25 protein-coding genes and 3 tRNA genes are annotated in these 26,394 nt (G+C 38.8%); 15 read left to right on the top strand and 13 right to left on the bottom strand.

Features of this window, described 5'->3' with window-relative positions:
- Positions 1 to 6 precede the first annotated feature (6 nt).
- Positions 7 to 1,677 carry an amidase gene (locus BMW42_RS00395; RefSeq protein ID WP_092765970.1) on the top strand — a complete coding sequence of 557 codons (1,671 nt, stop codon included), beginning with the start codon at positions 7 to 9 and terminating at the stop codon, positions 1,675 to 1,677.
- Between the two features lie 60 nt (positions 1,678 to 1,737).
- On the opposite strand, the gene BMW42_RS00390 is transcribed toward BMW42_RS00395, so the two are convergent.
- The 5 genes from BMW42_RS00390 to BMW42_RS00370 form a co-directional block, all read right to left on the bottom strand.
- On the bottom strand, positions 1,738 to 2,655 hold the full coding sequence (locus BMW42_RS00390) for a tyrosine recombinase XerC (RefSeq protein ID WP_092766253.1): 918 nt from the start codon (positions 2,653 to 2,655) through the stop codon (positions 1,738 to 1,740).
- Positions 2,656 to 2,768: 113 nt separating this feature from the next.
- Positions 2,769 to 3,611, bottom strand: coding sequence for a diaminopimelate epimerase (gene dapF / locus BMW42_RS00385; protein ID WP_092765969.1), 843 nt, complete (start codon positions 3,609 to 3,611; stop codon positions 2,769 to 2,771).
- An 11-nt stretch (positions 3,612 to 3,622) separates the two neighbouring features.
- Entirely contained in the window at positions 3,623 to 4,867 is a 1,245-nt protein-coding gene (lysA, locus tag BMW42_RS00380; RefSeq protein ID WP_092765968.1) for a diaminopimelate decarboxylase, read from the bottom strand.
- Positions 4,868 to 4,913: 46 nt separating this feature from the next.
- Entirely contained in the window at positions 4,914 to 5,108 is a 195-nt protein-coding gene (gene lptM, locus BMW42_RS00375) for an LPS translocon maturation chaperone LptM (protein ID WP_092765967.1), read from the bottom strand.
- 150 nt (positions 5,109 to 5,258) lie between these two features.
- On the bottom strand, positions 5,259 to 6,656 hold the full coding sequence (locus BMW42_RS00370; RefSeq protein ID WP_092765966.1) for an amino acid permease: 1,398 nt from the start codon (positions 6,654 to 6,656) through the stop codon (positions 5,259 to 5,261).
- A 326-nt stretch (positions 6,657 to 6,982) separates the two neighbouring features.
- Here BMW42_RS00370 and BMW42_RS00365 point away from each other — a divergent pair, with 326 nt between their 5' ends.
- Positions 6,983 to 8,341, top strand: a complete 1,359-nt coding sequence (locus tag BMW42_RS00365; RefSeq protein ID WP_092765965.1) for an alanine/glycine:cation symporter family protein — start codon at positions 6,983 to 6,985, stop codon at positions 8,339 to 8,341.
- 58 nt (positions 8,342 to 8,399) lie between these two features.
- Here BMW42_RS00365 and BMW42_RS00360 read toward each other — a convergent pair whose 3' ends face one another.
- Positions 8,400 to 8,798, bottom strand: coding sequence for a hypothetical protein (locus tag BMW42_RS00360; RefSeq protein ID WP_092765964.1), 399 nt, complete (start codon positions 8,796 to 8,798; stop codon positions 8,400 to 8,402).
- 187 nt (positions 8,799 to 8,985) lie between these two features.
- On the opposite strand from BMW42_RS00360, the gene radA reads away from it, so the two are divergent.
- Entirely contained in the window at positions 8,986 to 10,374 is a 1,389-nt protein-coding gene (gene radA, locus BMW42_RS00355; protein ID WP_035267023.1) for a DNA repair protein RadA, read from the top strand.
- A 131-nt stretch (positions 10,375 to 10,505) separates the two neighbouring features.
- Positions 10,506 to 11,510 (top strand): Tim44 domain-containing protein, encoded by a 1,005-nt coding sequence (locus BMW42_RS00350; protein WP_092765963.1) that lies wholly within the window; start codon positions 10,506 to 10,508, stop codon positions 11,508 to 11,510.
- A 235-nt stretch (positions 11,511 to 11,745) separates the two neighbouring features.
- Here the strand turns inward: BMW42_RS00350 and BMW42_RS00345 are convergent, their stop codons facing one another.
- Positions 11,746 to 12,933: a trypsin-like peptidase domain-containing protein gene (locus tag BMW42_RS00345; RefSeq protein ID WP_092765962.1), complete on the bottom strand. Its 1,188-nt coding sequence runs from the start codon at positions 12,931 to 12,933 to the stop codon at positions 11,746 to 11,748.
- A gap of 170 nt (positions 12,934 to 13,103) precedes the next feature.
- Here BMW42_RS00345 and BMW42_RS00340 point away from each other — a divergent pair, with 170 nt between their 5' ends.
- From BMW42_RS00340 to BMW42_RS00310, 6 genes are all read left to right on the top strand, one after another.
- Positions 13,104 to 13,862, top strand: a complete 759-nt coding sequence (locus BMW42_RS00340) for a Nif3-like dinuclear metal center hexameric protein (RefSeq protein WP_092765961.1) — start codon at positions 13,104 to 13,106, stop codon at positions 13,860 to 13,862.
- Positions 13,863 to 14,023: 161 nt separating this feature from the next.
- The gene (locus BMW42_RS00335; protein ID WP_092765960.1) at positions 14,024 to 14,650 is read left to right on the top strand and encodes a superoxide dismutase; all 627 of its coding nucleotides are present in this window, start codon (positions 14,024 to 14,026) and stop codon (positions 14,648 to 14,650) included.
- A gap of 153 nt (positions 14,651 to 14,803) precedes the next feature.
- A tRNA-Asn gene (locus BMW42_RS00330) sits at positions 14,804 to 14,879 on the top strand.
- A 6-nt stretch (positions 14,880 to 14,885) separates the two neighbouring features.
- Positions 14,886 to 14,961, top strand: a tRNA-Asn gene (locus BMW42_RS00325).
- 504 nt (positions 14,962 to 15,465) lie between these two features.
- Positions 15,466 to 15,541: transfer RNA gene (locus tag BMW42_RS00315), tRNA-Asn, on the top strand.
- A gap of 41 nt (positions 15,542 to 15,582) precedes the next feature.
- Complete coding sequence (locus BMW42_RS00310; protein ID WP_092765958.1) at positions 15,583 to 16,062, top strand: DUF2726 domain-containing protein; 480 nt, start codon at positions 15,583 to 15,585, stop codon at positions 16,060 to 16,062.
- Here the strand turns inward: BMW42_RS00310 and BMW42_RS00305 are convergent.
- The 4 genes from BMW42_RS00305 to BMW42_RS00290 all read right to left on the bottom strand — a co-directional run bounded on the left by BMW42_RS00305 (position 16,059) and on the right by BMW42_RS00290 (position 19,114).
- Positions 16,059 to 16,289 carry a hypothetical protein gene (locus BMW42_RS00305; protein ID WP_051586562.1) on the bottom strand — a complete coding sequence of 77 codons (231 nt, stop codon included), beginning with the start codon at positions 16,287 to 16,289 and terminating at the stop codon, positions 16,059 to 16,061. The two genes, BMW42_RS00310 and BMW42_RS00305, sit on opposite strands and share 4 nt — an antisense overlap.
- A gap of 112 nt (positions 16,290 to 16,401) precedes the next feature.
- The gene (locus BMW42_RS00300; RefSeq protein WP_171260658.1) at positions 16,402 to 17,625 is read right to left on the bottom strand and encodes an alpha/beta hydrolase family protein; all 1,224 of its coding nucleotides are present in this window, start codon (positions 17,623 to 17,625) and stop codon (positions 16,402 to 16,404) included.
- A gap of 108 nt (positions 17,626 to 17,733) precedes the next feature.
- On the bottom strand, positions 17,734 to 18,612 hold the full coding sequence (gene ubiA, locus BMW42_RS00295; RefSeq protein WP_092765956.1) for a 4-hydroxybenzoate octaprenyltransferase: 879 nt from the start codon (positions 18,610 to 18,612) through the stop codon (positions 17,734 to 17,736).
- Between the two features lie 10 nt (positions 18,613 to 18,622).
- Positions 18,623 to 19,114, bottom strand: coding sequence for a chorismate--pyruvate lyase family protein (locus tag BMW42_RS00290; protein WP_092765955.1), 492 nt, complete (start codon positions 19,112 to 19,114; stop codon positions 18,623 to 18,625).
- Between the two features lie 159 nt (positions 19,115 to 19,273).
- On the opposite strand from BMW42_RS00290, the gene BMW42_RS00285 reads away from it, so the two are divergent.
- A complete protein-coding gene (locus BMW42_RS00285; protein WP_092765954.1) occupies positions 19,274 to 20,188 on the top strand; it encodes a polysaccharide deacetylase family protein in 915 nt (304 codons plus the stop codon).
- A gap of 30 nt (positions 20,189 to 20,218) precedes the next feature.
- Here the strand turns inward: BMW42_RS00285 and BMW42_RS00280 are convergent, their stop codons facing one another.
- The gene (locus BMW42_RS00280; protein ID WP_092765953.1) at positions 20,219 to 20,497 is read right to left on the bottom strand and encodes a hypothetical protein; all 279 of its coding nucleotides are present in this window, start codon (positions 20,495 to 20,497) and stop codon (positions 20,219 to 20,221) included.
- A gap of 96 nt (positions 20,498 to 20,593) precedes the next feature.
- Complete coding sequence (gene glnA / locus BMW42_RS00275) at positions 20,594 to 22,009, bottom strand: type I glutamate--ammonia ligase (RefSeq protein WP_171076768.1); 1,416 nt, start codon at positions 22,007 to 22,009, stop codon at positions 20,594 to 20,596.
- A gap of 952 nt (positions 22,010 to 22,961) precedes the next feature.
- On the opposite strand from glnA, the gene BMW42_RS00270 reads away from it, so the two are divergent.
- The 4 genes from BMW42_RS00270 to BMW42_RS00255 all read left to right on the top strand — a co-directional run bounded on the left by BMW42_RS00270 (position 22,962) and on the right by BMW42_RS00255 (position 26,394).
- On the top strand, positions 22,962 to 23,546 hold the full coding sequence (locus tag BMW42_RS00270) for an anthranilate synthase component II (RefSeq protein WP_092765952.1): 585 nt from the start codon (positions 22,962 to 22,964) through the stop codon (positions 23,544 to 23,546).
- Between the two features lie 9 nt (positions 23,547 to 23,555).
- Positions 23,556 to 24,602, top strand: coding sequence for an anthranilate phosphoribosyltransferase (trpD, locus tag BMW42_RS00265; RefSeq protein WP_035266991.1), 1,047 nt, complete (start codon positions 23,556 to 23,558; stop codon positions 24,600 to 24,602).
- 18 nt (positions 24,603 to 24,620) lie between these two features.
- On the top strand, positions 24,621 to 25,427 hold the full coding sequence (trpC, locus tag BMW42_RS00260) for an indole-3-glycerol phosphate synthase TrpC (RefSeq protein WP_092765951.1): 807 nt from the start codon (positions 24,621 to 24,623) through the stop codon (positions 25,425 to 25,427).
- Between the two features lie 283 nt (positions 25,428 to 25,710).
- The gene (locus BMW42_RS00255; protein ID WP_092765950.1) at positions 25,711 to 26,394 is read left to right on the top strand and encodes a Smr/MutS family protein; all 684 of its coding nucleotides are present in this window, start codon (positions 25,711 to 25,713) and stop codon (positions 26,392 to 26,394) included.

Genomic DNA, 26,394 nt, shown 5'->3' with positions numbered 1-26,394 from the left:
ATGCACATGATCACATTTAAAAAAACTTTGCTTGTTGTCACGATAGCAACTTTCTTAACAGCCTGTGGTGACAATGAAAGTAGCACAAATAATTCTAACACGCCGCCTCCTGTCCCGTTTAATCCTGTAGAAGCAACCATTAGTGATTTGCATAACTCGATTTTAAGCAAAGGTTCATCTTGTGTTGATGTTGTGCAAGGATATTTAAATCGTATATCAGCTTACGATCGACAAGGTCCAGAGCTCAATAGCATTATTTCTTTAAACCCAAATGCACTTAAAGAAGCAGAAGTGCTCGACCAACAATTTGCAAAAAATTCGAAACTTTCAGGACCTCTTCACTGTGTCACTGTACTCGCTAAAGACAATATTGATGCTGTAGATATGGCGAACACAGCAGGTTCTGTAGCATTAAAAGATAATTTTCCACATGATGATGCCTATATCATAAAAAATATCAAAGAAAATGGCGGAATCATTTTAGGAAAAGCCAATCTTGATGAGTTCGCTTTCGGCTTTGGTGGAAAATCAACTCTAGGTGATCAAACTAAAAATGTGTATGACTTAAGTAAAGGCCCAGGTGGTTCATCATCAGGAACTGGCGCTGCCATATCTGCAAGTTTTGCAATGGTGGGAATAGGAACTGATACGGGAGGGTCAATTCGTGTGCCTTCATCAGTACAGGGTCTTGTCGGTTTACGACCATCTTTACGTCTTTTGAGCCAAGATGGAATTATTCCACTGGCACCAACTCAAGATACTGCTGGACCAATGTGTAGACAAGCTATTGACTGTGCAAAATTAATGGATGCAATGATCGGATTCGATAGCTCATTAAGTTCAAATCAACGCAGTGAATTTGCGCGTACTTCTCCCCTTCTAAAATCAGAGTCTGCTTACCGCGAATTGATTAATCAACCGAATAGCTACGTTCCTCATGACACTGTAAGTCTTGTAGGAAAGCGTATTGGTATATTACAAGCACTTTACCCTTCCGAAGGTTCAACCACTCAACAGAAAGAAGACTACAATCTCGTTAAAGAAGCAATGGATAACGCAATTACTAAACTTGAAGAGGCTGGAGCAACTGTAGAAATAGTTACAATAAGCGATCTAAATACAATTTTGACACGTTATTCGAGTCTTTCAAGTGCTGAATTTAAAATATCACTTACAGAGTATTTAAAGACCACAAGAAGTATTTTCCAATCGTATGAAGATTTACTCGCTAGTGAACTAATGATCCGTAACTTCAGTGGCTATAATTCTGATCCAACAAGTGCTTCATATATTGAGAATTATGAGCGCAACACCACTGAAAGAAGTCCATTCGTGCGCTTACGCATGAACAGCGCTTTAAATAATGTTGAACTAGATGGTACTCGTAAAGGCGTACAATACGACGCTTTAGCCTACCCTTCTATTACTGGGTTCGCTGGTAATTTAGGAAGTAGCCCGACCACAGGTACCAATAATCGCCTAAGTCCGTTTAGTGGTTTTCCTGCATTATCTATGCCTGCTAAATCAGTCAACTCAAGTCGCAGTAGTTATCCTATGAATGTTAACATCGAGTTTATTGCTCGTGAATTTGATGAGCCGACTTTATTTGAAATCGCAGTCGCATTCCAAAAAGTGAATCCCGCACGTATGATACCTATACACACACCAGCACTTTAAACAGATAACTTTATCATTCAGTACAGTATTAAGTATATTCAATATACTTAATACTGAGGATTAAGATTTTTGGGCTCTAGGGTGAGCTTTATCATAGACTTGAGCCAAACGATCAAAATCTAACTGAGTATAAATTTGTGTCGTAGATAAATTACTATGACCTAGCATTTCTTGAACTGCTCGTAAATCACCACTGTTTGAAAGCAGATGACTAGCAAAACAGTGTCGCAGTAAGTGAGGATGTAAATCCACATTTACGCCCGCTCTTTGTGCTTGCAATTTGACTCGATTTTCAATCTGTCGATTCGTCAATCGACTCCCTTTTTTAGTAATAAAAACTGGGGAATCTAACTCAATTTCCCCACACCAGATACGATGGACTTTAAGCCATTCGATTAAACTCGTTTTCGCTTTCAAACCAAAAGGAACAACCCGAGTTTTATTTCCCTTACCCGTAATTCGAAGTAATTGTCGTGTAAAATCGATATCTCGAATATTCAATCCTTGTACTTCGGCTAATCGTAAACCACTTGAATAAAGCAGCTCCAAAATAGCTTTATCTCTTAACCACAAGAGATGATCTTGAGAGGATTCAGGTGCAGGTTGATCCAAAATTTGCTGAATCGTTTCGACATCAACCATACCCGGCAAAGGCCTTGGCTGTCTTTTTAACTTAAAATCATGAATGGGATTATTCGATAGATATTTCCCTTCCACAGCCCATTTCATGAATTGACGAATGGCTGTTAAATGACGTTGTAAGCTTGCACTGTTGAGTTGATGTTGTTCAACCTTATAAGCCATATATTCTCGTAAATCAGATGCTTCAACTTGATTTAATTCAATTTTCTTTTCATAACAAAAGTCAATAAAACCAGACACATCACGAAAATACGCCTCAAGCGTATGGTCAGATTGATTTTGAATCTTTCTCTCTTTCAACCACATTGACAGCAATTGCATTGCGCCATATTGCATTTGGCTTTCTCTCTGTTGAATCTGATGTCTAAACATCAATACTCGTGGGCATTCCATCAAATCATAAAGTAAAAAGCCCTGAGTTTCAGGGCTTTTTAGTTAGGAAATAAGTTTTATTGAAAATAACGTAGATCCAAACGACCTTCATAAACCGTTGCAGTTGGACCAGTCATCCAAACCACATCTCCCTCTTTCCATTCAATCAGCAATTTACCGCCGGCAAGTTCGATTTCCACATTGCTAGACAATAAACCACGGCGCATACCTGAGACAGCAGCAGCACATGCACCTGTACCACAAGCCAATGTTTCTCCCACACCACGTTCAAAAACTCGTAATCGAGCATGTTTTTCATCAACGATCTGCATAAATCCAGCATTTACACGCTCAGGAAAACGTTCGTGAGATTCCACTTGAGGGCCTATTTTAGCAACATCAGCAGTTAACACGTCTGGCACAATGGTCACTGCATGCGGATTTCCCATATTGACCACATCGATGCTGATCGTCTCATTATCCGCTAAAGCTAAATCATATAAAGCAGCAGGCGCTTCTGCTAAAAATGGGATTTGGTTCGGTAAGAACTTCGGATACCCCATATTCACACGAACCCATCCATTCGCACCCAACTCAGGCTCGACAATCCCCGCCTTTGTTTGCACTTTGAATTTAGTTTTATTGGTTAAATGACGATCATGAACAAATTTGGCAAAACAACGAACGCCATTGCCGCATTGCTCAACTTCAGAACCATCCGCATTAAAAATGCGATATTTGAAATCAACGTTTGGATGATCTGGTGTTTCAACAACTAATAACTGATCAAAACCGATGCCAAAATTACGGTCAGCCAACCGGCGAATCATGACAGGATCTAGATAAGCACGTTGGCTGATTAAATCAACCACCATGAAGTCATTACCTAGACCATGCATTTTAGTAAATTCTAGCAACATCTATTGTCTCCTTAAGGCAATAAGGACTCACGTTCCCACAGAGACTCAATCGTTTCACGTTGACGAATTAAGTGTGCTTGATCACCGTCAACCATCACCTCTGCTGCACGACCTCGGCTGTTGTAATTTGAACTCATCACAAAACCATAAGCACCTGCACCCAAAACAGCTAAATGATCGTTCGCTTGAATCGCAAGTTCACGCTCTTTACCGATGAAGTCACCTGTTTCACAGATCGCACCAACCACATCCCAAACTTTTTTCTCAGTTTGCGAATTTTGATTAACCTCTTGGATATCCATCCAAGCTTCGTACAAAGAAGGACGAATCAAGTCATTCATTGCTGCATCAACAATTGCAAAATTGCGATGATTGGTTGGTTTTAAAAGATCAACTTTCGTCACCAATACGCCAGCATTCGCCGAAATACTACGCCCTGGCTCCATATACACTTTAAGACCAAGTTTTTCTAATGCAGGACGTAAAGCATTTGCATATTCTTCAACTGTCGGTGGAACTTCATCTTTATAAGTCACACCAAGACCACCACCAATATCAATATGTTTGAGGTTGATCCCTAATTTTTTCAATGCTTCAATCATGTTCATGACACGATCAAGTGCATCAACAAAAGGTTGAGTTTCAGTCAATTGTGAACCAATATGACAATCAATTCCTACGATATCTAAGTGACTTAAACTTGCTGCATACTGATAAGTTTCATATACCGAATCAGAAGGAATACCAAATTTATTTTCTTTAAGACCAGTCGAGATATATGGATGTGTTTTGGCATCAACATCTGGATTTACCCGAAGTGAAATTGGAGCTTTTACATTAAGTTCTGCTGCAACTTTTTGAATACGGTCAAGCTCTGCATATGATTCCACATTAAAACAAGCAATACCCACTTCTAATGCTTGACGAATGTCAGCTTCAGACTTGCCTAAACCAGAGAAAACAATTTTAGAAGCGTCACCACCTGCGCGTAAAACACGTGCTAATTCACCTCCAGTCACGATATCAAAACCGCAACCAAGTTTCGCCAACACATTTAGAACTGCGATATTTGAGTTTGACTTCACTGCAAAACAAATTTGGTGATCGATAAAGTTAAAAGCACGATCCATATCCAAATAATGTTTTTCAAAAGTTGCTTTTGAATAAACATAAAGTGGTGTACCAAATTGCTGAGCAAGTTGATCCAATGAACATTGTTCTGCGTGCAAAACCCCTTGAATGCGAGGGAAACTCATGGATGTATCCTTTCTAAATTGCGCTGGAGAAAAAAATAAATGAATATTAATCTTGAGTAGGTGCAGCATCTGCTTTAGGTTCAGCTTGATCCTGACTTGGGCGATCATTGTTTTTATAAATTAAATATTGTGCTCGCTTGTCATAGTTTGGATCACTGGGTAGTTGTAATGCACCAGTCTGACCACATCCAGCCAAGATTGAAACAACGGCTGCACTGATAACTCCGATCAAAATACGCATACCCACACCTATCAGTAAAATTTATAGAAGTATACCTTGATCATCTAATTCACCAAAGTATTTAACGCAACAGATTAATAACAGAAATAAAAAAACGCCAGTAATTACTGACGTTTCTTTTGACCTAAATTGCAAATCATTTATAAGTTTTTATTTTTTCTTATAAAAACCAAAATAACCAATGATCAGAATAACAAACCAAATCGGGCTCACCATCAATGCACGGCGAGTATCATCTTCTAAAGCCAAAACTCCAATCATGCCAATAAAGAATATAGCAACAATCGCACATGTCACCAATCCACCTGGTAGTTTAAATTTCGATTTGGCATGAAGTTCTGGGCGTGTTTTGTAATACACCACATAACTCCAAATAATCATCAACCATACACAAATAAATAAAATGGTGGAAAGTGTTGTCGCTAAAGTAAATGCTTCCACCGTATTCGGTACGAAGTATTGCAGTGCTGCCCCTAGTAACAAACATACTGCTGAGAAATACAAGGCATTCGCTGGCACAGCTCGCTTATTCAGTCTTCCAAAAGCTTCAGGAGCTTGAGTCTCGCGCGACAAGCCAAACAGCATGCGGCTGGTTGAGAATACGCCACTGTTCATCGATGACATCACTGAAGACAATACAACCAAATTCATAATAATAGCAGCGGCTGCAATACCTGCTTGACTAAACAAGTTTACAAATGGGGAAATATTCGGATCAATATTATTCCATGGTGTAACCGACATCACCACCAGCAACGACAAAACATAGAAAATAATGATTCGAATAGGAATCGAGTTGACAGCTTTCGGCAAGTTCGTTTCAGGATCTTTAGTTTCAGCTGCGGTTGTACCCACCAGTTCTACACCCACAAAAGCAAAAATTGCGATTTGGAAGCCTGCCAAGAAACCGATTGCACCTGTTGGGAAGATCCCGCCGTTTGACCAAATATTGCTGAATGCTGCGATTTCACCTGATGTAGAAGTGAAACCTGTAAATATCATCCAAAAGCCAACGCCAATTAAAACCACAATTGCGATAATCTTGATTAAAGCAAACCAGAATTCTAATTCACCAAACAGTTTCACCGTAACAAGATTCAATCCCATGATAAATACGATTGCAGCGATGCTAATCATTACCCCTTCTTCAGGGCTAAAAGGCATCCCATTATTGAAGAACTGAAGGTAATAAATGATCGCCGATAAATCTGCAATACCGATGGTGATCCAACACAACCAGTAGGTCCAGCCAACAAAGTAACCTGCCCATGGTCCAATTAAATCCGTGGCGAAATCAATAAACGACTTATATTGCAAATTTGAAAGCAACAATTCGCCTAGTGCTCGCATCACTAAAAAAACCATGAAACCGATGATCATGTAAATTACAAGGATTGAAGGACCAGCTAGGCTAATTGTTTTCCCAGAGCCCATGAACAAACCTGTCCCAATTGCGCCTCCAATTGCAATTAACTGCAAATGTCGATTGGATAGACTTCGTTGTAATTCACCATTTTGCTGAGGCGAATTTATATTTTGATCTGACATTTTCAAATTCACCAAATATATTAATCGGCACAACTTAACTGAAAAAAATCAGATTTCAAAAAGAAAATTAGCACGATCAATATTTTCTAATTAGTTTAAAGTATTAATTCATTTTTCTTATATATCACTAGAGTGATCAATTATTCATCATATTTATTTATTTATCTTATTTTGAGTAAAATATTGAAAATCTTGTTGTTATATGTAAAAAATATAAGTGCAAAAAATAATCAAAAGGAATGATGTGTTTGATCGCGCAAAAGTATGGCATATCCCTTGCTTGATCATGCATGTAAAAAACAATCAGGAAAATAAGAAGGTAATTTATGCAAGAAATACAATCAATCATGGAAACACTCAGCGGCTTAGTCTGGGGACCTTATATGCTGGTGCTGATTGTTGGGACAGGTGTTTTCTTAACATTCCGTCTACTTTTTTGGCAATTCAGGATGCTTCCTTTGGCATTCAAACAAGTGTTCGGGAAACACCCAGAAAAAAAAGACTCGGGAGATATCTCACAATTTGCCTCACTCATGACCGCACTTTCAGCCACGATTGGTACAGGTAATATCGCAGGGGTAGCGACTGCTTGTGTACTGGGTGGTCCGGGTGCTGTATTCTGGATGTGGATGACTGCATTTTTCGGTATGGCAACCAAATACGGTGAAGGTGTTTTGGCGGTCAAATACCGTGTAAAAAATGAAAAAGGAGAAATGTCTGGTGGTCCAATGTACTACATTGAACGAGGACTTGGCGCGAAATGGAAGTGGCTCGCAGTCCTCTTCGCATTATTTGGTACATTAGCATCCTTTGGTATTGGTAGCTCAGTTCAATCAAACACAGTGGCACTAGCAGTAGAAAATAGTTTGGGTATAAGCACGCTCACCACTGCCATCATTATTACAATTTTCTCTGCATTGGTGATTTTAGGCGGTATTAAGTCTATTTCCAAAGCATCCTCAATTATTGTTCCAGTCATGGCTCTAGGCTATGTCATTGGCGGGCTAATTATTATTTTCAATAACCTTGAATTAGTTGTTCCTGCTTTAAAAATGATCTTTACCTATGCATTCACAGGTGAAGCGGCAGCAGGTGGTGCGATTGGTGCAGCGATTCGTTACGGTGTTGCCCGTGGTGTATTTTCAAACGAAGCTGGTATGGGCTCTGCTCCAATTGCAGCGGCAGCAGCTAAAACTGACCACCCTGCCCGTCAAGGCTTAGTTTCAATGACAGGTACATTCATTGATACAATTATTGTGTGCTCAATTACGGGTATTGTTCTTGTTATGGGTTTCATCATGGCAGGACAAAGTTTCGGTGATCAAACTGGGGCTGTTTTGACCATTAGTGTTTTTGACAAATTACTACCAGGATTTGGGGGCTGGGTTGTTACGTTCGGAATCATCTTTTTTGCTTATTCAACTATTTTAGGTTGGAGTTATTACGGCGAAAAATGTTGCACCTATTTACTGGGTGAAAAGTCAGTATTTATTTATCGTCTCATTTATATTGCTTCAGTATTTGTAGGCTGTGTCGTCACACTTGATTTAGTTTGGCTTTTCGCAGACACCTTCAATGGTTTAATGGCAGCACCCAACTTAATTGCCTTATTGTTACTTTCTGGAGTTATTGCAAAAGAATCTAAAGATTTTATTGAACGACGAAAATCTGGTGAGCTTTATTAAACAAATTAATAGAATCAAACCCCAAAAAAGCCTCATTGATGAGGCTTTTTTTGTCTTTTCACGAAAATTTCTGATCGTTCAAATTTTGTTTTTCCTCTTGATCCTTTGCAATTTCTTCCGCAACCTCCAAGCTCAACACAAAAAATAGAACATGTTCAATTTTCATATTGCCCTGTTCATCTTCAAGATAATTTTTAACCAGCTGATACTGGTTATTTTGCTCATCAAAAGGAATATCTAGATATAGGTCACCCAGATAGCTGTCAATTTCATCCTCACCAGACAAACCTAAACATGGCACAAATTCAATTTCATGTTGTTCAAGCCATGCAATCACATGATCTCGAATACTTTCTTCCTCATTCTGATCATCCGTGTAATTCTCAAAATGAATAAACAGCACATCACGCTGTATTTCGCGTGCGATGGCATCAATATGTTGAGCGTACAAACGCATATCAAATAACTCAGTCGATTTTTGATATGAGTATAAATCAATTCATGATTGCTTTAATTTAATATCTCGTTAAAGCACACGTCATGACTTGTCTTATTGTTTTAAAATTTGATCAATATTTTTTTGTTTTCGTAACCTTTACTCAGTATGCTCAGTATATAGAAAATCAAAAAACCTATATTAAGTTATGGCTAAAGCAAAAAGTGTATATCGCTGTGAACAATGTGGCGCAGATCATCCTAAATGGGCAGGTCAATGCTCAGAATGCGGAGAATGGAACAGTTTAGTTGAAGTCACCATTGCCCCTGCGATTACGCATCGTGCAAATCCAAAAATTGCAGGTGGTTATGCTGGTCAAGCAGCATCAATCACTACATTGAATCAAGTTTCAGTTTCTCACGAAACACGTTTAGCAACAGGGATTGGAGAATTTGATCGCGTTTTAGGCGGAGGGCTTGTTACTGGTTCAGTTGTACTGATCGGTGGTGACCCTGGTATTGGTAAATCAACAATTCTTTTGCAGACGGCAACCCATATGGCTGCCGCGAAAAGTTCCGCCCTATATGTCACTGGTGAGGAATCTTTATCTCAAGTTGCATTACGTGCCAATCGTTTGGATCTTCCAACTGATCAATTAAAAGTGATGGCTGAGACGTGCGTAGAGCGTATTTGCGAAGTATTAGCGCATGAACGACCTGCTGTCGCGATCTTAGACTCGATTCAAACTTTATACACTGAAACCTTACAGTCTGCGCCAGGCGGCGTTTCTCAAATTCGAGAATCTGCAGCCCTTCTGACACGTTTTGCGAAGAACAGCGGAACAGCTTTATTTATTGTGGGTCATGTGACCAAAGAAGGTGCTTTAGCTGGCCCTCGTGTTTTAGAACACATGGTCGATTGCGTACTTTATTTTGAAGGTCAATCTGATTCACGTTATCGAATGATTCGAGCTGTTAAAAATCGTTTTGGTGCAGTCAATGAACTCGGTGTTTTTGGGATGACCGATAAAGGGCTTAGAGAGGTTGCCAATCCCTCAGCCATCTTTCTTAGCCGATATGATGAAGCGATTCCTGGTTCTATCGTCATGATTAGTCGAGAAGGCACACGTCCACTCTTAGTTGAAGTGCAAGCCCTAGTAGATGACGCGCATGGTCAACCTCGCCGTGTTGCATTGGGTCTTGAGCAAAACCGTTTAAATATGCTACTCGCCGTCATGCACCGACATGGTGGTGTTCAAACTTCTGGTCAAGACGTATATGTGAATGTTGTTGGTGGCTTAAAAATTACTGAAACAGGTTCAGATCTCGCCGTCTTATTGGCCTGTGCTTCAAGTTTGAGAGCAAAAGCACTCCCTCAGCAATTGGCTGTATTTGGCGAAGTGGGATTATCGGGAGAGATTCGTCCCGTACCTAACGGGCAGGAACGGTTGAAGGAAGCAATTAAGCACGGGTTTAAATATATTATAGTCCCTAGAGCGAATGCACCACAAAAGGATATTCCTGGTGTTCGCATTATCGCCGTTGCCCGTCTACATGAAGCTTTAACTGAAGCGATGAGCTTAGCGGATGAACATTAATTCAGCTGATCAATTTATTTAACTGTACACTGTGTATGAATACTGAAAAAAATTGAGGTTTAAGTTGAAATTTAAGCCAAAAGACTGCATAAATACAGTGTGAAATTAACTTTTTAAAATAGGAATTTTAGATGGAAGTTCGACAGCGTAGTTTAGTTGCGGGTATTTTAATGGCGACACTCATGGTAGCGCCTTTTGCAGAAGCAAAACGTGCTGGTGGTGGTAAAAGCCATGGTATGAGCCGTTCTGCTGCTCCAACCCAATCATATCAGCAACCACGTCAAGCTACTCCTGCCCAACAACCTGCTGCTCCAGCGACTGCGCCTCAAAAGTCTGGTCCTGGTGTGGGTGGTATGGTCGCTGCTGGTGTTGCTGGTGCTGCAATTGGTGCAGTCGCAGCAAATGCTTTAGCAGATGATGATACTGTTCCAGCAAGTCAAGCAGAAGTTGCTGCACAACCTGAGGAAGAAGGTGGTATCCCAAGTTGGGTATGGTTGTTGATTATTGCTGCTGCTGCGTTCTTCATCTTCCGTAAATTCGGAGCAAAAAAAAAATTAGCGGCTAACAACCCTTATGCACCAAACAGTTCAGGTCCACAATCTGCACCGTTTGGTCAAACTGCTGCACCTCGCCCTTCAGTGTCTAATGACAATACCAATATTTTTGGTCAATCTGTGGGCGGTGGCACAGCTGCATCTCAAGCGCCATTTGGTCAAGCACCACAAGCTCCTTTTGGTGCAGCAACAATGTCTAGTGGAAGTCAGCTACCTGACGGAACTGAACCAGCGGCTTTCTTACGCATTGCACGCCAACGCTTCAACCATATTCAATCAATGAATACGGCAAGTAATATTGCTGAGATTCAACGTTATTTGACGCCTGATCTTTATCAATCGATGTATAACGATATTATGGGTAACCAAGATCAAGACGTAGCTGAGTTTTCAAATCTGAATGCTATGGTTGTTGATTCTGCGACTGAAAATGGTCAATACGTTGTCAGCGTTCGTTTCACGGGTACGGTAAGTGAAGACTTAAATAGCCTTCCACAACCGTTTGCTGAAGTTTGGCATTTCGTTAAACCAGCAGGTTCTAGTCAAGATTGGTTGGTTGCGGGTATTCAACAGGAAAGCTAATTTTATTCTCAAAATAAGCCAGTGAACCACTGGCTTTTTTTGTTTCGTACACTGTTTAATCATTGTTGAGTGAATTCAATTTTGCATGTGTTAAAACTCTATCTCACCGTCACTTAGGAATGCATGACCGTATTTAATTATTAAATAGCAGATTTATTCAGATTCATTCAAAGGTATGAAACAATATAGAATCTAAGAATTATAAAAAAGCCCCATATTACTGGGGCTTGTTAATTTAACGACGAGGTAATGGAATATACTGGCTATTACGATCGCTGGTTTCAGCTGGTCGTTCACCAATAACCACTTCAGTATTGATGCTCTTACCTTCACGTAAAATCTCAATTTTTGCAGAGGTATTCGGTGATTGCATTGCAACATAATTAATCAATTGTGATGGATTGTTGATCTCCTGATCATTTACTTTCATGATCCGATCACCGACTTTAATCTTAGCTTTATCTGCAGGACCAGACTCATAGACGCTGCTCACAATTACACCCTTCTCACGAGGTTGTAATACATCGGGTTGCGTCGGATTCGCCAAACCAATACCTAGCCACCCTCGAATTACTCTGCCTTCTTTTAATATTGAATTCAGAACTTGCTGGCAGACTTTAGCAGGAATAGCAAAACCAATTCCTAAAAAACCACCCGATTGCGAGAAAATTGCAGTATTAATCCCAATCAAATTACCTGCAACATCAATGAGTGCTCCCCCAGAATTACCTGGATTAATAGCAGCATCGGTTTGAATAAAATCTTCATAGAAATTTATACCCAATCCCGAACGTTCTGTCGCAGATATGATCCCTTGCGTAACTGTTTGTCCCACGCCAAATGGATTACCAATTGCGAGTACAACATCTCCAACTTCATTTCCACTCAGTTTGAAAGGAAGCACTGGCAGTTTGTCCATTTCGATTTTAATGACTGCTAAATCCGTATCAGGATCTGTTCCAATTACTTTGGCTTCTGCTCGACGACCATCATACAAAGCCACAACAATCTGGTCAGCCTGTGCAATCACATGATTATTAGTCAGAATATAACCATCAGGTCGAACAATCACCCCCGAACCCAAACTATTTTCATTTGGTTCTTGTCCAAAACGTTCAGGTAATTGACCACCAAAAAATTCTCTAAAAACAGGATCATTTAAAATCGGATGATCCACTTTTTTTACAGTTTGTGTTGTAAAAATATTAACGACTGCAGGTGCTGCGACCTTTACCGCAGCATTGTATGACACTACTCCCCCAGAACGTGTCGTATCCACCAAAGGTTCTACTTTTTCAGCTGGCATTTTATATCCATCAGCTGCTATTTGAGGCTTTGGTTGATTTAGTTTTTGCCATGTGACAAAACTAATAATGACAATGATGAGTAACACCCATGGTAACCATGTAAAGGACCGGCGCACTTTAATATCCTCTGAGAATTTTAATTTATTGATGACAAAAGTATTTTATGACTTCATATTGTAATCAAAAAAAATTTATATACCTAAAATTGTGAAAATAGTTTTGTTCGGCTTTAGTTAAGATTAAAAATATGCTTTGATCTTTATATTTTCACAGACTTAAGAACATTATGGCAAAGCTAAACGACATTATCCAATGGTGTGATCAGACCCTAAAAGCCAATGAATTTAAAGATTACGCTCCCAATGGTCTGCAAATCGAAGGTAAAACAGAAGTAAAGCGAATTGTTTGTGCTGTATCGGCTTCTCAATCAGCTATTGATGCTGCAATCGAGCTGCAAGCTGATGTTTTATTGGTTCACCATGGCTATTTTTGGAAAGGTGAGCCATCTCCGATTACAGGAATACGTGGCAAGCGAATTAAATCACTCATTCAACATGATATTTCACTATTAGCTTATCATTTACCTCTCGATAGCCACCCTAACTTGGGAAATAATGCTGCGATAGCAGATTTACTTCATCTTGATCAAATTGAAGCACTTGATCCGAGTGAACGTCATCCCATTGGAAATATCGGCTATTTAAAAAATGCAATGACACCAGATGAGTTCAAAGCTTTTGTGTCACAACAACTTAATTATGATGCGATACATTTGATGGCTGATAAACCAAGTATTCAAAAAGTTGGATTTTGTACTGGCGGTGCTCAAGACTTTATCACTAAAGCTGCCGAACAAAATTGCGATGCTTATATTTCAGGTGAAGTTAGTGAGCGTACCTTTTATCAAGCTTTAGAATTAGATGTGCATTATTACGCATGTGGACATCATGCGACTGAACGTTATGGTGTTCAACGACTAGGTCAAGCAATTTGTGAACAATTTGGTCTTGAATATCATTACGTTGAACTCAATAATCCTATTTAAATTGATTTAACCACGCGTTTTAAATTGGAGTGAGCTTATACGTATTAATTCACGCTTTATTCTGTATTCTTATTTATAAGTAATGCGCAAAATATGGTGAGAATCTATTACAATAAGTGCACTTCGATGTAAAACCCAGCACAATGCAAGGAACTTAAAACATGACAACGATTACTTTACCAGCTCTTCCGTACGGTTACGAAGATCTTGCTCCACACATCAGCAAAGAAACTTTAGAATACCACCACGACAAACACCACAATACTTATGTTGTTAATTTAAACAACCTAATTGCAGGTACTGATCTTGAAGGTAAAACGCTTGAAGAAATCATCAAAGCTTCTGCTGGTGATGCTTCTAAAGCGGGTATCTTCAACAACGCAGCACAAGTTTGGAACCACACATTCTACTGGAACTGTATGGCTAAAAACGGTGGTGGTAAAGCGACTGGTGCTTTAGCTGCTAAAATTGACGAAGCTTTCGGTTCTTACGAAAAATTTGCTGAAGAATTTGCTGCTGCTGCTACAACTCAATTCGGTTCAGGTTGGGCTTGGTTAGTTGCTGATGAAGTAAATGGTAAACTTTCTATCATGAAAACTTCAAATGCTGATACTCCACTTGCTCATGGTAAAGTAGCTGTATTAACGATCGATGTTTGGGAACATGCTTACTACATTGACTTCCGTAACGCTCGTCCTAAGTATATTTCTACTTTCTTAGAAAGCTTAGTGAACTGGGATTACGCTAACGCGAAATATGCTGGTCAAGAAGCTGGCGTAGAAAAATAAGATTTAACCGTCTTATTACGTTTAAAAAACCATCCTTTTAGGATGGTTTTTTTGTTATTTACATCAATTTGAGTATTAATAAATCAAACTATTCATTTCTTTACAATAATTGGTTGACGACTAGTAATTTCAACCCTAAAATGCGCATCAGATTCTCCAATAGCTCAGTCGGTAGAGCGACGGACTGTTAATCCGCAGGTCCCTGGTTCGAGCCCAGGTTGGAGAGCCAATCTAATCTCCCATAGCTCAGTCGGTAGAGCGACGGACTGTTAATCCGCAGGTCCCTGGTTCGAGCCCAGGTGGGAGAGCCAAGATTCTAAAAACCCAAGCATAATGACTTGGGTTTTTTTATCCCTAAATTTCTGATTTGCTATAGAATTATTCTAATTTCTAAAAAAGTCTAAAAATGAATACACCTTGGCTTAAATCACTGATTTTCTGGTCTCTACTTGTTGGCAGTCTCATCTTTATATTTCAATGCACTCAAAAATCTGAACATAATAAAATAGCCCCTACACTTATGTATGAACGTTTGTATCACTGTACTTCGGAATTATCCTCTGAACACATACTCCTGATTAAAAAAATTCAAAACGAGGTAAATGTGGAATCATCACAACAAACCATGATGGAACTTATGAGTTTATGTCGTAAAGCGAATCCACTGAAAAGCAAAGCAGAGTATGTCCATTTATTAAAAAAGCTATAGATCGTTTCACTTAGATTAAATTTAAATCAGTTGATTCATATTTCTAATATTTTTCAATGTTAAGGCTTGACCTCTCTTCATTTGACTCATAGAATGCGTACCAGATTCTCCAATAGCTCAGTCGGTAGAGCGACGGACTGTTAATCCGCAGGTCCCTGGTTCGAGCCCAGGTTGGAGAGCCAAGATTCTAAAAACCCACTCAATCGAGTGGGTTTTTTCTTATATGTGCTTTTATTTACGAATTCCTGTGCTTCAATCCAGTCAAATTACTTTCTTAATTATTGGTGTTATTGCAACCCTTGCCCTGCTCACCATTATCTTTCAACAATTATTTAAAAAGCCACAACGCTTTTACCCCAAACGCATTATTACCGCATTTGAAAGTAAAATGTTTTTTAGATTAAAAGAGAGTTTTCCGCAATACCATGTGCTTGCTCAAGTCGCTTTTAGCGCTTTAATCACAAACCCCAGTCTAAAGATTCGAGCTAAATTTAATCGAAAAGTGACTGACTTTGTCTTACTGGATGATCAGCTTAAAGTTATTGCCATTATCGAACTCGATGATCCAAGTCATCTTGGTAAGGAACAAGAAGATGCTGAGCGCGATCAAATGTTTTATGAAGCAGGATATCGAGTATTTCGCTATAACGATATCCCAAGTGTTCAAAGCCTCAAAAAAGATATTCTTGCTAAAAATAATTAGTTTAAAGGCTCTGCTACAGACGAAGCATTCTGCTCAAGCTGCTCTTGTTTTTCTCTAGCTTCAATTCGCGCGGCTTGTTCTGCACGTAACCGATCGTACTCTGCTTTGTTCTTTGCATCACTCTTTACTGCAAAAAAAGCGATCGCAATGATAAGCAACGGGATAAGGGGACCAAGACTTGCCAATAAAATAAATTTAGTGGTGAATTTCTTTTTTGATGAAGTCATCAACAAAACCTGTGTTATTGAGTCCGAGGCAATATAACAGAATAAAGTCATAGAAAAAACTTTAGCTTTAAGTGTCAACTAGGATGCAACACCCTAGCTGACATAGTCACGTTTAGCGCACCGGTAAATACGATTTAATAAAATCAACAACCTCATCATTTTTCTCAACAATCGCTTGTGTATGCGATGCTCCTGCCACCATATCTAATACAATTGGAGGTTGAGTCCCCAATCCATTTAACTGATTTACTAATTGTTGTGTTACTTGATATGGGACAGCGGTGTCATTTTCACCTTGAACCACATAAACCGGTTTCATGAGTTTTTGAATTCCAGGCTGATTATTACTTAAAAAACTACTCACCACTGGATCATTTTCAAAGCCAACCTTTAACCCAGGATAGTCCATTAATTTTTGTGTTGAATTTGATTCCAAATAAGTCTTAATGTCTTTTCTAAACTCATCAATTAATGGCATCAAGCATAGGCCATTTTCACCAGTCGACCCCTCAGCTTTCTCTGCCACAACTTGAGACCTAGATTGGAATATCGTTGCTAATGAAAATCTAGGTTCATATGCTTTAATCCCTACACCTGTATAAGCAGCATAAGCTAATAGCTCTGAATAAATAGCGATTGCCAAATCTCTATTTTGAATTTCTATCGCTGAAATAGCTTTTGGTGCGACTTGGGTAATAATGTAACCCAAACTGGATGCTGGAGCAGTTGCTACAGCCCCTTTGTAATACGGATCATTATTGGCATATTGTGCAATTCCTAATGATGCATGACCACCTTGGGATTGGCCGACAGACATCCAAGATTTATTTAATCGTGATGGATATGCTTGGTGAACTGACTTTATTGCATGAATCGCTGATTGTGCAGCACTAGATAGATGAAGATAAGGATGAATCCCCTTGACTCCCAAACCTTCATAATCAGGGGCTACAATGACATAACCTTCTTTAAGAAGGCTGTTCGCTAAAATTTCAAAATTCGAATTAAGTAAATTATTGCTTGGTGCACATTCGTCTCCAACACCAGTTGTTCCATGTGCCCATACCACCACTGGCCATCCTGCTGCTGGCTGAGCAGTCTTAGGAAACATGACCATTGCTGTAGCCTTAGTTTTCTGACCCAGAACATTCGGCATTAAATAAGTCATAATTTGGATTTTGGAAGCTTGCTCTAGACTATCTTTTTGATAAGCTTTCTCAGCAACAAACACTTTTTCTTGAAAAATATTTTTATCATCATCACTATTACAAGCCGTTAAGAGTAATGCTGCCGTACAGCACATTGCGATAACCGTTTTTTTAATTGTACTCTTCATAATTCTTTCCATTCATTATTATCACTCTCCATGAGTACTTTTAATTAAACATAAAAAAAAGCATCCGACTAGGATGCTTAATTAGTTTATTTTTATTTAATGTTAAGATTAAATTAATGCAATAAAAATCCCCATAAAGATCATCACCCCTACCCATCGGTTATGTCTAAATGCCCAGAAGCACCATTGCGGATCTTTATCACGTGTTTTGGTCCATTGATAGATGAAATCACCTAACACGAGCACTAATGCGATTAATCCAAAAGGGACAAGTATGTGTTCAAGCCATAGTGCAGTACCAATTAAAATAACACTCATCGCCTGCAATAAACTGATAATTTTAATATCATTTTTTCCAAACAAAATAGCCGTCGACTTAACCCCAATCTTTAAATCATATTCGCGATCCGTAATTGCATATTGAGTATCATAAGCCACAGTCCAAGCCAAATTACCGAAATAAAGTAGCCAACACGTCCAATCCAAAGGCTTACCCATTGCAGTAAATGACATCGGTATACCCCATGAGAATGCCATCCCCAGTACCACTTGAGGTAAATGCGTATAGCGCTTCATAAATGGATAGATGAAAGCAAGTACCAGCCCAATTAAAGCACAATAAAAAGTTTCAATAGGCAGGAAAAACAATGTACAAGCACTTGCAGCAACGAGTGCGATAAACACCCAAACTGCTTCTTTTGCCGAAATCACACCTGTGGCTAATGGACGATTTTTAGTTCTTTCTACGTGTGCATCCACTTTACGATCAGCAAAATCATTAATGGCACATCCCGCTGCACGCATAAATATAGTGCCACATACGATGGCAAGCAGTGTCACTACATCAGGTATTCCACCAGCTGCAATCCACAGCGCCCATAAGGTGGGCCACAGGACTAACTCAGTACCAATTGGCTTATCGAAACGACATAAATAGTAATAAGCGCTTAAACGCTCGCGCCAGGTGATTGCTTGTGCGGTTGCCATAAAGTCTAGCTCAATGAGTTTTTATAAAACGTTCAAATGCTGGTAAAAATGTTTCTTGGACAATAAATTTACAGCCATGCCAAGTATAACAGCTCTGTCTGGTCCATCCATCCTCAAGTAAGATCACGCGACGTTGGCATTGCGGTTCTGTGCGTTGGAACAGGAATCGACCTATAGGCTGATTTCCAATATGTTGAAAGAGACGTGCTTTTTTTTGAAGGCTGGTAATTGGAAAAATAGATTTCGCTTTTACCCAAGGTTCGCAATCAGAACCAAATAAATGAGTCTCTCTAACCCAAGAAGTATGCTGATGTGATACACCCATCCAGCTAGCATCATTAAAGTTTAAACGTTTAAATCGCTCTTGGATTCGTTGAACTTTAAATATTCCATCAGCTAAATCTGTCAGTTGTTGGGTAAGTGAGCCTGAGGCGTACAACCATTTTTTTAACTCAGGACACATTAATTTTTCCTGATGATTAAATTGACGGCTTTCAAGCATATTTCAGACTACCATTATTTTATACTCTCAAGTGTACCCAAGCTTTAGAACTAATGCACCAAACCTATGGTTTAGTTTAAGACATCACCCTCACACATTGCATACTGCACTCCCCCAAAAAATGCTATAAACATTCATTCGTAAACAACTTCATTAAACATGCTTAAATTTAGCTTGTACTTATTTATATCACTGTTATTTCTTTCCCAAGCTCATGCTCGTCAATTAGCACTGAGTTTTGATGATGGATTAAATCCAACTATCGATCCTACTGCTCCACACATTAATCAACAAATACTAGCGCATTTAAAAAACAAAAATATTCAATCTATCATTTTCCCAAGTTACATCAAAATCGGTGACAATGCGGGTAAAGACTTAATACGTCAATGGGATAAACACGGACACATTGTTGGCAATCACAGTGCTTTTCACGAAAATTTAAATAAACCTGAAGTTTTGGCGAAAGACTACATCAAGAGCATTAGAATTAATGAATTAGTTTTTCGTGATTTAAAAAACTATAGGAAAATTTTTAGATATCCCTATCTCAAAGAAGGCAATAATATTGCGAAAAGAGATCAAGTCCAAAACTGGTTAAAACAAAATCATTACCAGCATGGTGGTGTCAGTATTGATGCAAGTGACTGGTTTTATAATCAAAAATATCTAGCGTATCTAAAAGCAGGAAAAACGTCACACATCAAAAGATTGAAGCGTGCTTATATTGATCATCTTCTTGATCGAGCTGAATATTATGACTCACTCGCATTGCAAACCCTTCAACACTCTCCTCAACATGTATTGTTACTCCATACGAATGCGATTAATGGACAGTTTCTAGGCGAGATCATTCTAGCCTTAGAAAGCAAAGGTTGGAAAATAATCAATGCAACAGATGCTTATACTAATCCACTATATAAGAATTTCAGCTCTAATATCCCCGCTGGAGAGAGTATTATATGGTCTATCGCCAAGAGCCAAAATATTGAAAATTTAAGATATCCTGCTGAGGATGCACCTTATGAGCGTGAAAACTTACTCAAATATGACTTGGATGATCACAAGGAATAAATCTTATTTTTTAGGCGCAGACACACACATTCAAGCACTGTCTGATTTTGCAATCACTTCAAATTTACCTTGTGCTGTTTTTACTAAAATAAAACCTTCGGCACTGATATAAAATTCATTTGGATAATCAAATTGTAAAGCCAAATCAGGATTTCTCAGTTCAAAAAATTGTGCCTGTTTATAGCCTTCCATGGTTCTGCCAACTTCCAAATAGGTCACTTCAGAAAAATTGAGCTTAAATCCTTTTTCGTGGTCACTTGGATCATTCCAAGGAAAAAATCCCGTGTGCTTTTTACGTGGCTTTGCCATGAAATATTTCTCATATTTGACTACATTTATTTTAACTCAAAACACAAAAAAACCCGCGCATTGCGCGGGTTTTTTACAGCGAAATTCGTGAACGAATTACAGGCTGTAGTACATATCAAATTCAACTGGGTGAGTTGTCGTATTAAGACGACGAACTTCTTCAGTTTTAAGCTCAATGTAAGCATCAAGCATTTCTTTAGTGAATACGCCACCTTTAAGAAGGTAATCGTGATCCGCTTGAAGAGCTTCTAAAGCCATATCCAAGCTGTGTGCAACTGTAGGAATTTTTGCTTCTTCTTCAGGAGGTAGATCATACAAATTCTTGTCTGAAGCTTCACCTGGATGAATCTTGTTTTGAATACCGTCGATACCCGCCATTAACAATGCAGCAAAACCTAAGTACGGGTTCATCATTGGATCTGGGAAACGTGCTTCAATACGTTTACCTTTCGGGCTAGAAACGTATGGAATACGGATAGAAGCTGAACGGTTACGCGCTGAGTAAGCAAGCATAATTGGCGCTTCATAATGTGGCACTAAACGCTTATACGAGTTTGTAGAAGGGTTAGTAATCGCATTTAATGAGCGTGCGTGCTTGATGATACCGCCAATGAAATACAATGCCATTTCTGAAAGGCCTGCATATTCATCACCAGCAAACAAGTTCTTGCCGTCTTTAGAAATTGACATATGAACGTGCATACCAGAACCGTTATCACCAACCATTGGTTTAGGCATAAACGTTGCAGTTTTAGCATATTGATGAGCAACGTTCCAAACAGCATATTTAAACTGTTGTACTTCATCAGCTTTACGAACCATTGTGTTGAAGCTCACACCAATTTCTAATTGGCAAGATGCAACTTCATGGTGATGTACTTCTACACGACCTGGCCCCATGATGTCTTCAATTTTCGCACACATTTCTGCACGCATATCGTGGTGAGAATCAACTGGAGGCACTGGGAAGTAACCACCTTTAACGCGTGGACGGTGGCCTGAGTTACCTGATTCGTAAGAATTACCTGTAGACCAAGCAGCTTCTTCAGCGATTAATGTATGGCGAGCACCAGACATATCGATGTCCCATTTAACTTCGTCAAATACGAAGAATTCTGGTTCTGGACCAAAGAAAGCAGTATCACCAATACCAGTAGATTTTAAATATTCTTCTGCACGGCGAGCAATTGAACGTGGGTCACGGTCATAACCTTGACCAGTAGATGGCTCAATAACATCACAAGTCACCACTACAGTTGGCTCTGCAAAAAACGGGTCGATAAAACCTGTTTCAGCATCTGGACGTAAGATCATGTCAGACGCTTCGATACCTTTCCAACCAGCAATTGAAGAACCGTCGAACATTTTACCATCTTCAAAAGTATCTTCATCGATAGTATCTGCTGGGTAAGTAACATGTTGTTCTTTACCCTTAGTGTCCGTAAAACGGAAGTCTACCCATTTTGCGCCACTTTCTTGGATGAGTTGTAGGACCTTGTTCGCCATGCTCATTTTGCTCCGATGATTTTTTGTTGCACATTTAGTGCGTGTTAGTAGTTGGTAGTTTTAAAGCAATTACCGTACCAACTTTTAAAAGCAAAGCTAAAATCTTGAAATCCTTATCAGATTAACAGCTTTATTCACTTTGCTTTGCGACTATTATACTGTGCTTAAAACTAAATGCACCATATTCAGGCACAGTTCATCGCAATAAAAAATATTTATTTACAACCTGTACCAAAATGGTGCATCTCAGAGCATGATCGTTTAATTATTAAACTTAAAGTCAAGTTTATTCAGGGATTTAATTACCTAATTTACCAAACGATATATTTTATAAATTTTTATAAATTAGAAAAATGGATCAAATTTTCAGACACATGCGTTTAACACATTGTTTTATATATCATTAAATAAAAAATTTTAATATTTTATTTTTATTTGAAAGACAAATAATCCAACTCAATCATAACTTTATTAATACACATCGAGCCATGATAAATATAAATTTTGTGCATCATATTAGTTCAGTAAAATTAAATATCTTAGATAAATGATGTAAAAGTGAACGACCGCGAGACTAAATCTTATAAATTATAAATTTACTGAGTGCATTTTGTTTGTTTGTTTTTAACACAAATCTCACTCATCAAACACAATGATTAAAAAAACTTATGAATAACACGTATGAGCTTTTAGATTCAGATCAATATTTCATTTATTAGCGCTATTCACCTAGAACCATTCATTCACACATTAATTTGATTTAAGTGATCAATATTGCTGATGTTTTGAACCCCAAAATTTAACCTGCGCTGATAAAAGAATCTGCTATGATAACTGCCACTTAATCGCTTTGAGTTACTAGACAAGGATGCAGTCAACACCCTGTGATGCATCTTATCAATGTGAATAACAAAGCTAAATTAAGTTAAATTATAAATTTCAAGAGGTTAAGCTTAAAATGCTTCTGATGATCGACAACTATGACTCTTTTACCTACAACATCGTCCAATATTTTGGCGAGTTAAATCAGGAAGTAAAAGTGGTCCGTAATGATGCCGTGACTTTGGAGGATATTGAGCGATGGCAACCAAAATATCTCGTCATTGGACCTGGTCCCTGCTCTCCCTCTGAGGCCGGTATTTCAATCCCAGCGATTCAACACTTTTCAGGCAAGATTCCACTGCTTGGGGTGTGCTTAGGTCACCAAAGTATCGGGCAAGCATTTGGTGGAGATATTGTTCGTGCAAAAAAAGTAATGCACGGGCGTTTATCTGACATGTATCACTCTGATCAAGGGATCTTTAGCAATCTACCCTCTCCATTCTCAGCGACTCGCTATCACTCTTTAGTCATTGATCAAGCGACTTTACCTGAATGTTTAGAGGTGACGTGTTGGACCAATGAAGAAGATGGTTCTATGGAAGAAATTATGGGTGTGAAACATAAAACCCTTCCCGTTGAAGGTGTTCAGTTCCATCCAGAATCGATACTCAGCCAACATGGCCACAAAATTTTCCAAAACTTCTTAGAAATTTATGCGTAAGAGCAAGACATGAATATTCAACAAGCATTAAACAACATTACGAAAAATATTGAATTAACACAGCCTCAAATGGAAGCTGTTATGCGCACCATTATGGATGGTGAAGCGACTGATGCACAAATCGGTGCATTAATGATGGGTTTACGTTTAAAAGGCGAAAGTATTGACGAAATTACTGCTGCTGCACGCGTGATGCGTGAATATGCGATCAAGATTGATGTCAGTGATCTTCCATACTTAGTCGATATTGTTGGCACGGGTGGTGATGGACAAAACCTGTTTAATGTATCAACTGCATCAAGTTTTGTAATTGCAGCTGCAGGTGCAACGATTGCCAAACACGGTGGCCGAGGTGTGTCATCAAAATCAGGCTCGTCAGATCTATTAGAACAAGCTGGTATTAATCTTGACCTAAATATGGCACAGACTGAACGCTGTATCCGCGATTTGGGTGTGGGTTTTCTCTTTGCTCCAAACCATCATAAAGCAATGAAGTATGCAGCAGGTCCTCGTAAAGAATTGGGCTTCAGAAGCATTTTCAACTTACTTGGCCCGCTTACGAATCCGGCTGGTGTAAAGCGCTTTGTAATTGGCGTGTTCTCAACAGAATTATGTCGACCTATTGCTGAAGTTCTTAAGCAACTTGGTGCTGAGCACGTCATGGTTGTTCACTCTAAAGATGGGCTAGATGAAATCAGTCTTGCTTCATCCACCTATGTTGCTGAGTTAAAAAATGGTGAAATTACTGAATGGGAAATCCTCCCTGAGGATGTAGAGATTGAGTCTCAAACATTGACGCATTTATCTGTTGATAGCTCTGCTGAAAGTTTGGCACTGATCAAAGATGCACTAGGTAAGAAAAAATCACCGAAAGGTGAAAAAGCGGCCAGTATGATTGCATTAAATGCTGGTGCTGGTATTTATGTCTCAGGTTTAACTTCGAGTTATAAACAAGGTGTGGCATTAGCACATGACATCATTTATGGTGGTCAGGCACTTGAAAAGATGGATGTGCTTTCTGAATTCACAAAAACAATAAAACATTATGAAGCTTAATTAAGTCAGGACATTCTTATGTTAGATATCGCGAATACTATTCTTGGCAAAATTGTTAACCGTAAACAAGAAGAGTTTGCTGCACGATTAAAACAACGTAGTTATAAGGACGTCGAAGAACTCGCTCAAGCCGCTAGCCCTGTTCGCGGTTTTGCTCAAGCACTACAGCACAAACGTCCTGCTGTCATTGCTGAAATCAAAAAAGCATCTCCATCTAAAGGCATTATTCGAGAAAACTTCCATCCTGCTGAAATAGCTGAACAGTATCAATCAGCAGGTGCGGCATGTTTATCAGTACTTACAGATATTGATTTCTTCCAAGGTGCCGATGAGAACATTCATATTGCTCGTTCTCACTGTGATTTGCCTGCACTAAGAAAAGATTTCTTAATCGATCCTTATGGTGTGATTGAAGCTCGCGCATTGCATGCAGACTGTATCCTTCTCATTGTTGCATGTCTTTCAGATCAACAACTTGAGGAAATGTCGAAAACTGCATTTGAACATCATTTAGATGTACTGGTTGAAGTGCATGATGAATATGAACTAGAACGTGCTCTCAAATTATCAGATCGTTGTTTATTAGGCGTTAATAATCGTAATTTAAAAACTTTCGATGTTGATTTGAACACATCAATTCGTCTAAAAAAACAACTTGCACCATCTCGTTTATTAGTGACGGAAAGCGGCATTGCAACCTCAGCGGATGTCACCATGATGCAAGAAAATGACATTCACACTTTCCTTGTGGGTGAAAGTTTTATGAAACAGCCTCGTCCTGATCATGCCTTTACCGCATTGTTTGGCGAACCTCAGAATATTTAACTCTAATATTCTGCGGTAAATTGTTCGACTAAAAATAATTCAATCTCATAAGAATGGATTTCCGAATCCATTCTTGCCTCCATTAATGCCAACAACAATAGCTAGAACAAATTCAAAATAAATTAGATTAATAATCAATCTCTTTTTTTGCTTTATCCCTTAAGTTATCTCCACTTAATTCAACACCTTAAAATCAACTTAAATACTTCTCACTACAAAGTTAAGGGATTTTCGGATTATAATCACATTCATTCCTCTTCCACTTTAAAGTTACAAGCACGTTATGAGTAAACATGATTCTTCTTTATCAAAAGATCAATTTAATTTACTGAAACAGTTTAAGAAACAAATCAGTAATCCTGCTCCTCGTGTTGAAGCACCTAAACCTATTGAAAAGACGGTTGAACAAGAGCATGAGGAAGATTTAGAACTCTTTCGTCAGCAGATGCAAGGCGTTCAAAAAATTGATCATGGCAATATTGCAAAAATTGAGAAACCAGTAAAAAAGAAATTGGATGCTCAAACCTTAGCTAAACGTGCTGCTGCTGAAGGTCCAATGCATACTGATGAAACAGTAATGTCTGATACTCAAGCCATGCTCAATCCAGTTGGCAGTCAGGCTAGTCTGAGTTATCGAATTGCGACCTTACAACATAAAGTATTTGAAGATCTGAAAGCTGGAAATTTACGTTGGTTTGAAGCAGTTGATTTGCATGGCTGTACCGTAGAAGAAGCACGTTCAGCTGTATTGCAAATTATTCAGATGGCGAAAGAGCAAAATCAAAACGTCATTAAAATTGTTCATGGTAAAGGCCCTGAAGCTGTTTTAAAAACCTATGTTAATAGTTGGCTCAGACAACATCGTGATGTTTTGGCTTTTGTCAGTGCGCCTGAAAAACAAGGTGGCACTGGCGCGGTCTTAGTTCTGCTTAAACGTGCAGAAAAGAATCCAAAATTTACTCAATAA

The sequence above is a fragment of the Acinetobacter sp. DSM 11652 genome, assembly GCF_900109815.1.
Classification (GTDB): Bacteria; Pseudomonadota; Gammaproteobacteria; order Pseudomonadales; family Moraxellaceae; genus Acinetobacter.
This window is presented reverse-complemented; position numbering and strand designations above follow the sequence as displayed.